Source organism: Luteimonas sp. KH_071 (assembly GCF_057838005.1).
Window position 1 is genome coordinate 3583422 of the sequence record NZ_CM174458.1, and the last position, 11456, is coordinate 3594877.

Consider the following 11456-nt stretch of genomic DNA (forward strand, 5'->3'; position numbering starts at 1 on the left):
TCATCCGGAGTACGCCCATGCCGCCCATCCCACCTGCCCACACCTTCGGCCTGGGCATGCGCCGCGAACATTACCCGCGCTTCCTCGCCGGCGATGCGCGCGTGGATTTCGTCGAGGTGATCTCGGAGAACTTCATGGTCGACGGCGGCCGTGCGCTGGCGACGCTGGAACGCGTCCGCCAGCACTGGCCCGTCGCGCTGCACGGCGTCTCGCTGTCGGTCGGGTCCGCCCACGGCCTCGACGATGCCTACCTCACGCGGCTGCGCCGGCTGGCCGACCGGATCGAACCGATGTGGCTGTCCGACCACCTGTGCTGGACCCGGACCCAGGCGCACAACAGCCACGACCTGCTGCCGCTGCCCTACACCCGCCGCACGCTGGACCTGGTCTGCGCGAACATCGACCGCGCCCAGACCCGTCTGGGGCGCACGATGCTGTTCGAGAATCCGTCGAGCTATTGCCGGTTCCCCGACGACACGATGACCGAGTGGACGTTCATCGCCGAGATGGCGCGTCGCACCGGCTGCGGGCTGCTGCTGGACGTCAACAACGTCTACGTCAGCGCCTGCAACCACGGCTGGGACCCCGCCGCGTACATCGACGGCCTGCCGCTGGCGCAGGTGCGGCAGATCCACCTGGCCGGCCACACCCCCGGCGAATTGCACATCGACACCCACGACCGCGCGGTCTGCGACGCGGTCTGGGCCCTCTATCGCTCCGTGATCGCCCGATGTCCCGGTGCGGTGGCGACGATGCTGGAGCGCGACGGCGACATCCCGCCGCTCGAGGACCTGGAACACGAACTCGACCGCGTCCGCGCCCTGGCACTGGTCGCCACGCCGCAGCAGGCCGCCGCATGAACCTGGCCGCGCTGCAGTCGACCTTCATGGGCTGCCTGCACGACGAGGCCACGGCGCTGCCGCCGGACTGGGGCCCGGACATGGCGCGCGGGCTGGCGGTCTACCGCAACAACACGCGCAGCGCGCAGCTCGAGGCCATGCGCAGCACGTTCGCGCGCACGCGACGCTGCGTCGGCGACGGGCCGTTCACCGCCGCGGCCGCGCATTATCTGATCCAGCATCCACCCGGCAGCTGGACCCTGGACGCGGTCGGCGACGGCTTCGCGGACCTGTTGGCCATGCTGTTCGCGCACGAACCGGATGTCGCCGACATCGCTGCGCTGGACTGGGCGATGCACGGCGTCTTCTCCGCGGGCGACGCGCACCCGCTGGATGCCGCGGCATTCCAGCGCGCGGCGGCCGGTTTCGACGGCGACGACTGGGCTGGCCTGCGCCTGCAGCTGGTGTCCGCGCTCGCGGTCGTCGACATCCGCACCGACTGCCTCGCCACCTGGCGTGCGCTCGAAGGCGAAGGGGCGCCGCCCGATGCCGACGTGCTCGCGCAGCCGGGGCAGGTCGTCGTCTGGCGCGAGGACGGCGCGCCGGTCTGCCGCCGCGCGACACCGGGCGAAGGCGATGCGCTGCGCGAGATCGCGGCCGGCGTGTCCTACGGCGCGCTGTGCGCCGGACTCGTGTCGGCGCACGGCGAGGACGAGGCCGTCCACATCGCGGGCGGGATGCTGTCGGGCTGGCTGCACGCAGGCCTGCTCGCCGCACTGCTGCCGCTCTCGCGCGGCGACCACGATGCCGGGTGACGGCACCCGCGCGACGCCGGTCGCCGGCCTGCGACCGCCCGGGCCGGCGGTCGGCGCGTCCGTGGCGCATCGATGCGCCACACTCTCCGCGTGCGCAGGCGGGAGGCCGGGCATGGTGACGACGCGGGCGGACGGCGGGGCCGACGCCGACAGCTGGGAGACGCTGCTCGTGGCCGCACAGGCCGGCGACGCGCGCGCCTACGCACGCCTGCTGTCTAAGCTCGGCCCGTGGCTGCGCAGCTATTACCGCCATCGCCTGCCGGCCTCGATGGTCGACGACGCGGCCCAGGACGCACTGATCGCCGTGCACGAGAAGCGCCACACCTACCGGGCCGGCGAACCCGTGCGGCCCTGGGTCGCGGCGATCGCGCGCTACAAGTGGATCGACCGCCTGCGCGGCCTGCGCCGCCAGGACGAACCGCTCGATCCCGATCTCGTCTCCACCGATCCGCGCGACGGGATCGACAGCGCGCTGCTGCTCGATGCGCTGCTGGCGACGCTCAAGCCGGCGCAAGCGATCGCCATCCGGCTGGTCAAGCTGCAGGGCTACAGCGTCGTCGAAGCGAGCCGCCTGACCGGCCAGTCCGAATCACTGGTCAAGGTCAACATCCACCGCGGCGTGGCGGCGCTGGCGCGCGCAGTGGAGGACGGCCGAGACGCGACCATCGGGCGCGCGCTCGAGGCCTGAGCGGCTGCGATGCCGGCACCTGCACGGTCGACGGCGGCCACAGTCCTCACGTGTGCACGTCGATGATGCAGGCATCCCGCACCGCCACCGCCCGAGCCTCCATGTCCCGGACCCTGACCCTCGACGGACACCGCATCCGCGATCTCGCGTCGTTCTATGACGAGGTCAACCGGGTGTTCATGACCGGCGTCGACTGGCCACTCGGCCACAGTCTGGATGCGCTCGACGACATGCTCTACGGCAGCTACGGCGCGCTCGATGGCGACGCGCCGGTGACCCTGCTCTGGACGGACTTCGAGCGGAACCGCCGCGCGCTCGGCGTCGACGCCACCCGCGCGTGGCTGCAGGACAAGCTCGACACGCCGGGCCGCTACGACAAGGCGCGCATGCGGCGCGACATCGACGCGCTCGAGGCAGGCAGCGGGCCGACGTTCTTCGATCTCGTGCTGGAGATCATCGCCGCGCATCCGAACATCACGCTCGACGTGCGCTGACGTCTTACTTCCGCGGCGCGCGCCCGGCAACGTCAGGGGTCAGAATCCGCATCGCGACCATGCGGTCGATGGCATTGCAGGTGGCAGCTGCCACTTCGCCCGTGTTGCGGTCATCGATCAGCCCACGGACAGAGCCCGTGCGCGGTTTCAGGCGCCATCGAGCAGTTGCGCGAGCACCCAGGTGTCGAGGAAGGCGGTCGCGCGCACGATGCGGCCGTCAGCGAGTTCGAGATGCCAGGCGTAGTGGTTGCGGTATGCGTCGCCGTTGCGCGCGGTGGCGGTGCCCTGCCACAGCACGACGACGTGGGCGCCGTCGGCGATCATGCGCTCCACCCGCGGGACGATCGGCGTCGCGAGTTGCGCGGTGATCGGCGCGACGGCCTCGTCGAGGAACGCCTGCTTCGAGCGGTACGTGCCCGACACCGGACTGTCGCCGGCGACGGTCCACACGACATCGTCGGCGAGCAGGTCGAACACGCTGCCCTGGCCGAGGCGCCAGGCTTGGAACGCGGCGCGGATCTGCGCGGCGTTGTCGTGTGGCGTGGCCTGCGTCGGCGCATCACCGGCATGCGCCGACACCACCGGCACCGCGAGTCCCATCGCAATCGCGAGGCCGGCGAGCCTGCAGCACTGCGGCAAGCTGCGGGCGGCCATCAGTAGGGGCTCGCAACGGGACGCACGATCAGCTCGCTGACATCGACATCGGCGGGCTGGGTCATCGCGAATGCAATGGCGCGTGCGATGGCCTCGGGTGCGATCGTGATGCGGCGGAAATCACGCATGCCTTCGGCGGCGCCGGCGTGGGTAATGGTGTCGGCGAGTTCGGAGGTCGTGGTGCCGGGGCTGACCACGGTCACGCGCAGCGTGGTGGTCTCCTGCCGCAGGCCTTCCGAGATCGCCCATACCGCGTACTTGGTGGCGCAATAGACGGCCGACGTGGGGAACACCTGGTGCGCGCCGATCGAGGCGACGTTGATGACGTGGCCGAAGCCCTGCGCCTCCATCGCCGGCAGCACCGCGGCGATGCCGTGCAGCACGCCGCGGATGTTGACGTCGATCATCCGGTCCCACTCGTCGCGCTTGCGCGCCGACAACGGCGAGAGCGGCATGACGCCGGCGTTGTTGACGATGGCGTCGATACGGCCGTGCGCGGCCAGCGCGTGGTCGGCGAAGGCCTGCATGTCGTCTGCCGAGACGACATCCAGCGCGCGCGCTTCGGCGCGGCAGCCGGTGCCGGTGATCTCCGCGACCAGTGCATCGAGGCGATCGACACGGCGCGCGCCGAGCACGACGGTGGCGCCGCGGGCGGCGAGTTCGCGCGCGGTCGCGGCGCCGATGCCGCTGCTGGCGCCGGTGATCAACACGATGCGGTTGGCGAGGTCCTGCTGCATGGGGAAAACTCCTGCGATGGGCGGCTTGGCCCGGTGCAGACACGGTAGAAGCCGCCCGGTGTCGCGAGAATCCCCTCTGTGCTGGATGCTGTGGTTAGACTGACTAACCAATGGACATCGACTTCAACCTGTTGCGGGTGTTCGTCGCGGTCGCCGAAGGCGACAACTTCCGCGCCGCCGCCGATCGCCTCGGCGTCACCCGCTCGGCCGTCAGCCAGGGCATGCGCAAGCTGGAAGACCGGCTGGGCGTTGCGCTGGTGACGCGCTCGACCCGCAGCGTACGGCTGACCGAGGCCGGGCACCGGCTGCATCAACAACTCGCGCAGCCACTGGCGCAGATTAGTGCCGCGCTCGAGGACGCGCTCGACGACGGGCCGCCGCGCGGCCTGCTGCGCGTCGCGGTGACCTCGATCGCCGAACGCTTCCTCGCCGGTCCGCTGGTCGCGCGCTTCGCGCAGGCCTATCCGCAGGTCACGCTCGACGTGACCGTGACCGACGCCGAATCGGACATCGTCGCCGAAGGTTTCGATGCCGGCGTGCGGCTGGGCGAGGTGATCGAGCAGGACATGATCGCAGTGCCGCTGACCGGGCCGGTGCGCCAGGTCGTCGTGGCGACGCCCGGCTATCTGGAAGCGCATGGCACGCCGATGCATCCGCGCGAGCTGGTCGCGCACCGCTGCATCGGCTGGCGGCCCGCGCCGGGTGTGGCGCCCTATCGCTGGGAGTTCGTGCAGGACGGGCAGGATTTCGACGTCGCCGTGCAGCCGCAGGTCACGACCAACGACATGCTGCTGATGGTGCGCACCGCACTAGCCGGCGGCGGCCTGACGATCGGCATCGAGGAGACATTCGCGCCGTGGATCGCCCGCGGCGAACTGGTGACGGTGCTCGACGCCTTCCTGCCGCCGTTCCCCGGTTTCTTCCTCTACTACCCCGACCGCCGCAACCTGCCGCCGAAACTGCGCGCACTGATCGAGCACGTGCGCGGGTTTCGCGAGGCGGGTTGACGCGACGTCGTCTAAACCGTGCGATCCCCGCATCTCTCTTCTCTTTCCGGGAGAGATCGACGCGCAACGCGCGTCGAGTGAGGGCACAGGGCTTCAGCGCGAAACCGACAGCCCGGCGCCTTATTGCTTCGGTCGAAGGCGTCGGGTTGTTCGCCGCGATTTCGGCCAGTGCCGCGGCCGATTCGACTGCTTCGGCAGCCGCCGCTTCCGCACGGTGTGTCGAGACTTCGGCGGTTCAGATGTCACCCGCCGCGGCAGCTGCCTTGCCGGTCTTCGCTGCGGACACGGCCTAGTTCGATGCGTTGGCGGTGACTCCAGGCCGTGCTCGGCGGCGGCTTCGACCGCAACGCCGTGCGCGTCGTTGGCGCCGTTCGAAGAGTCGGCGCCCGAGACACCCGATGCGTTGTCGCTCGTCTGCTGCGGTCTGTGTGCAGTGGGCCGCTTTATTCAGTTCACCGCACCCGATGCACGGACCTCGGGTCGACCAGAGGGGCGGCGCACGTGTTCAGCCGTCGTGCGGCGTTCGGCTTTCGTCAGTTCTGTCCATCGATATACCGCTCGATCCACGCCACTGCCGTCGCACACCCGTCTTCCCGTTGCATCACCGCGCCCAGCGCAGCCGCACGTGCGCGCGTCTCCGGACGTTCGGCGAACGCGATCGCCGCGCGCAGGCCGGACGCCGACGGACGTCGTCCCGACAGCACGCGATCGGCGATGCCCAGCGCGCGCAGACGGCCTGCCCAGAACGGCTGGTCGCCGGCGAATGGCAGGATCACCGACGGGATGCCGGCGCGGCACGCGGAGTGCGTGGTGCCCGAGCCGCCGTGGTGGATCGCCAGCGCGCAGCGCGGCAGCAGCCAGTCGTGCGGCACGCTGCCGATGACGCGGATGGTCTTCGGCAAGCTGTTGGTGTCGATGCCGCTCCAGCCCGGATTGAACAGCACGCGTCGATCGCCGACCGCTTGCAGCACTGCGTCGCGCACGCGCGGTGCATCGAAGCCGCTCATGCTGCCGAAGCCGGCATAGATCGGCGGCGGACCCGATCCGATCCACTCGACGAGTGCGGCCGGTGGCGTCCAGTCCTCCGAAGGTGCCACCCACTGACCGCAGGCGATGGCGTCCTCCGGCCAGTCGGCGACGTCGGGCAGCAGCGCCGGCGACACGCCGTAGAGCACCGGATGCGTCGTCCACGGCGCGGTGCGCGGCGCCAGGCCGATCATTGCGCGGCCGCGATTCGTCGTCGCGCGGAACGTGCGCCAGACCATGTGGTTCACGAACGCATGCGAGCTGCGGTTGAGCACACGCGGCAGGCGCAGCGGCGACAGCGGCGAGGTGAACGCGGCGGTCGGGCTGATGGGAATCATCATCGCGCCGATCGCCGGCGTGCCCAGCGCCTCGGCCACCGACAGGCCGACGAAGGCGGTGAGGCCGGACACGATCACCGCATCACAATCCGCGCCGAGCGCCATCGCCTGCTGCATCCATTCGGGCGTGCGCGCCTCGACGATGCGGATCAGCGCGCGCTCGATCTGCCGCATCGCACGCATGCGCGACAGCGTGCCGCGGATGTCGCCGGCCAGTGCGGTCGCCGGCACGCCGAGTGCGCGGGCACTGTCCAGCGTGTCGGCATCGCCGAGCAGATGCACCGAGTGCCCGGCGCGCATCAGGGCGCAGCCGAGCGCGGCGAGCGGTCGCGCATCGCCCTCGGTGCCGTAGGTGATGATCAGCAGGCGCATGCACGCAGTCTCGCGTAACGCCGGGGACGGCGACGTCTTCAGCGACTGCACGCGGGAACGGCAGACATCGATCCGGTCATCGGGCGGTGCGCGACACGTCGCGAATGCGTCCGCCCGGGGATGTCAGCCGGTGGCCAGCAACCGCCAGGCCAGCCACAGCGGCACGCCGGCGTAACAGAGCCAGCGGGCGCCCTGCTCAAGACGGTCACGCAGCCCCGCGGCGTGCGACGGCCAGCGCCATGCGGCGATCAGGCACGCCGGTTCGATCGCCATCCGCATTGCTGCCGCGAACAGCATCAGGCCCAGCGACCACGCCGCCCACCAGATCGCCAGCGCCGCGAACCAGGCCCCGGCGCCGTAGGTCTGCCATTCGCCGAAGGACCCGCCGAACGCGATGATCTGGTGGAGGCGGAACGCGACCAGGGCCGGCAACAGCGGAAACAGGCCGAACTTGAGCAGTGGATGGTCGAGCGCCGGACGCCGCGCCGCACCGCGCGCGTCGGCGAACACCACGAGCGCGGCGTCGCGGCCGGTGACCTCGGGCGCCACGACGCCGGCGGCGCGCAGCGCATCGAGAAACACGCGCGGGCGCGATGTGGCCAGCGCGTCGGGCCAGCGGCGACCCGAGGCCAGCTCGAGCCGGAACCCGGCCAGCGGCCAGGGCCATCGCCAGGCACGCAACGCCGAGATCGCCTCCAGCGGTACGTCGATGCGCCGGCGCCCCTGGTCCAGCCGCAACTGCGCGCCATCGATCGTCGCCTGGGCACGGCTGCGCTGCAGCAGCGCACCGGCGAGCAGCAGCGGCACGACGACCGCGATGGCGAACACCCGCAACTGCGTCAGTGCGACGACCTGCAGGCCAGTCCGCCGCAGCATGTCGAAGGCGAGCCAGGCGAGACCGGCACCTGCGACCAGACGCAGCGCGACGACCAGACCGCGACGCCACGGCGGCAGCAGGTACACCGTCGGTACGGCCGGCGCTTCGCGCCGGACATGCAGACGCCGCGACACCGCACGCACCGCGACCACGCCGGCCCAGGCCAGCCACAGCCCGAGGGCCACGCGGCCGACCCAGTCGCCCCAGCGCACCATCAGCGTCGGCGGCGGTGTCTGGGCGTGCACGAATGCGGTCAGCACGGCCTGGTCGCCCATCGCCGTCTGCGCCTGCACGGTGCCGGTGTCGTCGATGACCGCCGACAGGCCGTTGGTGGTCACCCGCACCTGCGGCAAGCGCGTCTCGATGCTGCGGAACGCGGCGACGGTGAGGTGCAGCCGCGCGCCGAGCGGATGTCCGGTGAACCAGGAATCGTTGGACATGCCGAGAATCGCCTGCGCGCCGAGCCGGGCGCCGTCGATCGCCAGCTGCGGATGCACGTCGTCGAGACAGATCAACGGCACCACATCGACCTCGCGTCCGTCGCGGCTGCGCAGCGGCATCACGCGCGCGCCGTGACCGGGCTGCCAGCTCCCCGTCCACGGCAGCCAGGCGCGCAGGCGCGGCCCGTCGAGCCAGCGCGGCACGTGTTCGGTGAAGGGAAAGGGATGGGTCTTGCGGTAGGCACCGATCAGGCCGCGGCCGGGCTCGACGAACATCGCCGCGTTGTACTCCCCGGCGCCGTCGCGATCGTAGGCGCCGAACACCAGCGGCACGCCGGCGGTCTCGACGAAGGCCTGGATCTCGGCATCGAGCAGCGCGCCGTCCTCGCTGCGCGGCTGGCCGAACGTGGTGGGATAGACGGTCTCCGACCACAGCAGCACATCGGCCTGGTGGTCGCGCAGCGCCGACCACGACAGCGCGTAGTGCGTGTCGAGCACATGGCGCACCACTCCGTAGGCACCGATCTCGCGGCGCAGCCGTTCGTAGTCGGTGATGCTCGCCTGCACCATCGCAACGCGCAGCGGTTGCCCTTCCGGTGCGGGCACCGCCTGCAGCGTGGCCAGCCGCAACGCACCATAGCCGGCGAGGGCCGCGATCAGCGCCGCGCCGGCGAGCAGCGGCGGTGACCAGGCGCGCACCCCGCCCTGCCTGCGCGACAGCGCGCAGACGATCGCGTCGTTGACCAGCAGCAGGATCACGGTGAGGCCCGCGGCGCCACCGAGATCGGCACCCTGTCGCAGCAGCGTCGCGCCGTGCAGGCCGTGGCCGAGCGTGTCGCCGAACAGCTTCGGCAGTGCCGCCTCGCAGGCGACCCAGGCCGCGGCGGACGCCAGCGCGCGCAGCGTGAACCCGTGCCGGCGTGCGACCAGACGGCGCGCGATGGCGTAGGCGATCAGCTGCGGCTGCAGCAGCGGCGCCAGTGCGAGCAGCGCGGCCGTGGCCGGCACGGCACCGACGTCGATGTAGGCGGCGATCGCCGGGCCGAACCAGCCCAGCACGCCGGCGACGAACGCGACCGCCATCGCCGCGCCCGACAGCAGCGCGCCGCGCAGCCCGCGTCCGCCGTCCAGGGCCCACAGCCACGGCACCAGCGCGATGAAGCCCAGCGCCCAGGCCTGGGGCACGCGCGCGTACCCCGCGAACAGCGCCGCGGACAGCAGGATGCCGCCGGCATGGCGCAGGCCGGCGCGGTGGTGCGCTTCGAGGTTCAACGCCGGGTGGTCCCATTTTCCGGGGTCACTGCCCCGGAATGCGGACCTGGCGCAACGGCAGTCCGGGCGGCGCGAGATCGGCGGTCACCACCCGGTTGTCGGGCATGTCGACCGGCTGGCCGTCGGCGTCGAGCAGGGCGAAATCCGGCGCGAACATCAGGATCGGCTCGATGACCTCGCCCTCGTCGGTGGCCTGGTGGTGGCGCACGTAACCCTCGGGCAGTTCGAAATCCTCCGGTACCGCGAGGCCCTCCAACGGCGGGCTGGTGCCCGGCGGGTTGAACGCGGCGATGCCGGTATGCACGCCGGCGTCGTTGAGCGCGGTGATCAGTTCGGCGCCGGTCGGCTCGGGATCGCCGGGATGGAAATAGGCGGCGAGGTCGTTGCGATCGTCGCCGGGCAGCGGACGCGCTTTGCCGACCGACGCCATCGCCATGGCGGCATAGCTGGCGCGCCCACCCGCCTCGATGGGAGCAGGTGCAGGCGGCGGTACGTCGCCTGCGACCGCCGCTGCGTCCGGCGTGCTCAACCGCCACAGGGCCAGCCCACCGACGACCGCGACCGCGGTCGCCACCAGCATCCAGGTCGAGGCGCGCCCGCGCGCGGCTTCGACGACGTGGATGCCATCGGCGTCGGGCGGGTTCGGGGTACGGGATGCGGCCATGGGGGTCTCCTGGGATGCGGTCACGGGGTGGCCGGGTTGTAGACCGACAGCGCCCAGCCCATGCGCTCGTGGCCGAACTGGTTCCAGATCGGGCTGCGGCCGTTGGTGAAGCTGCCGTAGCGCGCCGCGCCGGTGCCGGTGGTGCCGCCCCAGAGGCCGGCACTGACGGTGCCGCCGGTGTAGGTCGGATGCACGTCGTCGGACTGGATGTAGTCGTAGGAACTCTGGGCGCTGACGAACTTGGTGTTCGCGTCACGCAGCGTGCCGCGCAGCGCCACGGTGATGCGCTGCAGGTAGCTGGCCTCGCTCTCACCGGGCACCCAGCGCAGCGCCTCAGCATCGATGCGGCCGTCGCCGTTGCTGTCGTAGTCGGCGCCCATGTACTGCGCGAAGCTGTCGGCGCACTGAAAGCCCTTCTGCCGCGCGTACTCGCACATCCAGTAGTTCATCCGGGTCAAGGCCGGCAGGAACCGGTCACGCAGGTTGACCGTCTGCCCGGTGCCTGCATCGCGGCACGAGCTCTGCACGTTGTCGGCGGCGTAGCCAGGGTAGTAGACGTTGGAGATGATCTTCAGCCGCGTATTGGGGTGCGCATTGGCGTTGATGTAGTCCATCGACTGCGCGACGTAGGTCTTGCACGAATTCACCGCAGCCTCGAGCCCGGCGTAGTTGCAGGTACCGCCCTGCGACTTGAACGCCGAGCGCGCCTGCAGGCCGTCGTTGCCGCACATCTCGAACGTCACCACGCGCGTGGACGCCGCCTGCATGTACGAACGCTCGGCGACGATCTTGTTCTCGTAGACGTCGCGCGCGACGGCGCCGGACTTGGTGCGGCGGATGGTCTCGATATCGGCGTTCCAGCGCGCGGCCAAGTATTCGCCGTTGACCGTCGGCGCCGAATACCGCGCGGCATTGCTGACCGAGCCGTTGTAGCCGGCGTAGATCGAATCGCCGTAGGCGACCATGCGGTATTTTGCGGTCGTGCCCGGACGGTCGATCGTCCACGAGACGTTCTGGTTGAGCGTATTGGCCGCGGCGGGCGCGCACAGCGCCATCAGCACGGCGACGGGCAGCGCGCGACACGCCGCGTTGCGGAACCGGGTCTGCATCCTGTTTCCCCTTCGACTGTGTGCGCCAGGGGCGGCTGCCCGCTGGCGGTGACGCACATCGAACATCGACTGTCGCGACCGGAACCGGGCCGGCTGGCCGGGTTCCCCCCTTGTCGTCGCGTGC

General features: G+C 71.1%; 11 protein-coding genes. 5 read left to right on the forward strand and 6 right to left on the reverse strand.

Annotated features, from left to right (window positions below):
• Positions 1-17 precede the first annotated feature (17 nt).
• The 4 genes from bufB to AC3IRM_RS16480 all read left to right on the forward strand — a co-directional run bounded on the left by bufB (position 18) and on the right by AC3IRM_RS16480 (position 2836).
• Positions 18-860, forward strand: a complete 843-nt coding sequence (gene bufB, locus AC3IRM_RS16465) for an MNIO family bufferin maturase (RefSeq protein WP_489204163.1) — start codon at positions 18-20, stop codon at positions 858-860.
• On the forward strand, positions 857-1654 hold the full coding sequence (locus AC3IRM_RS16470) for an HvfC/BufC family peptide modification chaperone (protein ID WP_489204164.1): 798 nt from the start codon (positions 857-859) through the stop codon (positions 1652-1654). Before bufB ends, AC3IRM_RS16470 begins: the two co-directional genes overlap by 4 nt.
• A gap of 112 nt (positions 1655-1766) precedes the next feature.
• Complete coding sequence (locus AC3IRM_RS16475) at positions 1767-2342, forward strand: sigma factor (protein WP_489204165.1); 576 nt, start codon at positions 1767-1769, stop codon at positions 2340-2342.
• A gap of 101 nt (positions 2343-2443) precedes the next feature.
• The gene (locus tag AC3IRM_RS16480) at positions 2444-2836 is read left to right on the forward strand and encodes a barstar family protein (protein WP_489204166.1); all 393 of its coding nucleotides are present in this window, start codon (positions 2444-2446) and stop codon (positions 2834-2836) included.
• Between the two features lie 147 nt (positions 2837-2983).
• Here the strand turns inward: AC3IRM_RS16480 and AC3IRM_RS16485 are convergent, their stop codons facing one another.
• Together AC3IRM_RS16485 and AC3IRM_RS16490 are read right to left on the reverse strand one after the other, a co-directional pair.
• Entirely contained in the window at positions 2984-3490 is a 507-nt protein-coding gene (locus AC3IRM_RS16485) for a nuclear transport factor 2 family protein (protein ID WP_489204167.1), read from the reverse strand.
• Positions 3490-4227: an SDR family oxidoreductase gene (locus AC3IRM_RS16490; RefSeq protein WP_489204168.1), complete on the reverse strand. Its 738-nt coding sequence runs from the start codon at positions 4225-4227 to the stop codon at positions 3490-3492. Before AC3IRM_RS16490 ends, AC3IRM_RS16485 begins: the two co-directional genes overlap by 1 nt.
• 110 nt (positions 4228-4337) lie before the next feature.
• Here AC3IRM_RS16490 and AC3IRM_RS16495 point away from each other — a divergent pair, with 110 nt between their 5' ends.
• On the forward strand, positions 4338-5234 hold the full coding sequence (locus AC3IRM_RS16495; RefSeq protein ID WP_489204169.1) for a LysR family transcriptional regulator: 897 nt from the start codon (positions 4338-4340) through the stop codon (positions 5232-5234).
• Positions 5235-5767: 533 nt separating this feature from the next.
• Here AC3IRM_RS16495 and AC3IRM_RS16500 read toward each other — a convergent pair.
• From AC3IRM_RS16500 to AC3IRM_RS16515, 4 genes are all read right to left on the reverse strand, one after another.
• Positions 5768-6970, reverse strand: a complete 1203-nt coding sequence (locus AC3IRM_RS16500; RefSeq protein WP_489204170.1) for a glycosyltransferase — start codon at positions 6968-6970, stop codon at positions 5768-5770.
• Positions 6971-7093: 123 nt separating this feature from the next.
• Complete coding sequence (gene lnt, locus AC3IRM_RS16505; RefSeq protein WP_489204171.1) at positions 7094-9559, reverse strand: apolipoprotein N-acyltransferase; 2466 nt, start codon at positions 9557-9559, stop codon at positions 7094-7096.
• A gap of 25 nt (positions 9560-9584) precedes the next feature.
• Complete coding sequence (locus AC3IRM_RS16510; RefSeq protein WP_489204172.1) at positions 9585-10223, reverse strand: hypothetical protein; 639 nt, start codon at positions 10221-10223, stop codon at positions 9585-9587.
• 20 nt (positions 10224-10243) lie between these two features.
• Positions 10244-11332 carry an SGNH/GDSL hydrolase family protein gene (locus AC3IRM_RS16515; protein ID WP_489204173.1) on the reverse strand — a complete coding sequence of 363 codons (1089 nt, stop codon included), beginning with the start codon at positions 11330-11332 and terminating at the stop codon, positions 10244-10246.
• Between the last annotated feature and the right edge of the window lie 124 nt (positions 11333-11456).

Coding starts and splice junctions, on each gene's coding strand:
- AC3IRM_RS16495 (WP_489204169.1), top strand. CDS start 4,338: ATGGACATCGACTTCAACCTGTTGCGGGTGTTCGTCGCGGTCGCCGAA.
- AC3IRM_RS16500 (WP_489204170.1), bottom strand. CDS start 6,970: ATGCGCCTGCTGATCATCACCTACGGCACCGAGGGCGATGCGCGACCG.
- AC3IRM_RS16470 (WP_489204164.1), top strand. CDS start 857: ATGAACCTGGCCGCGCTGCAGTCGACCTTCATGGGCTGCCTGCACGAC.
- AC3IRM_RS16510 (WP_489204172.1), bottom strand. CDS start 10,223: ATGGCCGCATCCCGTACCCCGAACCCGCCCGACGCCGATGGCATCCAC.
- AC3IRM_RS16480 (WP_489204166.1), top strand. CDS start 2,444: ATGTCCCGGACCCTGACCCTCGACGGACACCGCATCCGCGATCTCGCG.
- AC3IRM_RS16475 (WP_489204165.1), top strand. CDS start 1,767: ATGGTGACGACGCGGGCGGACGGCGGGGCCGACGCCGACAGCTGGGAG.
- bufB (WP_489204163.1), top strand. CDS start 18: ATGCCGCCCATCCCACCTGCCCACACCTTCGGCCTGGGCATGCGCCGC.
- AC3IRM_RS16485 (WP_489204167.1), bottom strand. CDS start 3,490: ATGGCCGCCCGCAGCTTGCCGCAGTGCTGCAGGCTCGCCGGCCTCGCG.
- AC3IRM_RS16515 (WP_489204173.1), bottom strand. CDS start 11,332: ATGCAGACCCGGTTCCGCAACGCGGCGTGTCGCGCGCTGCCCGTCGCC.
- AC3IRM_RS16490 (WP_489204168.1), bottom strand. CDS start 4,227: ATGCAGCAGGACCTCGCCAACCGCATCGTGTTGATCACCGGCGCCAGC.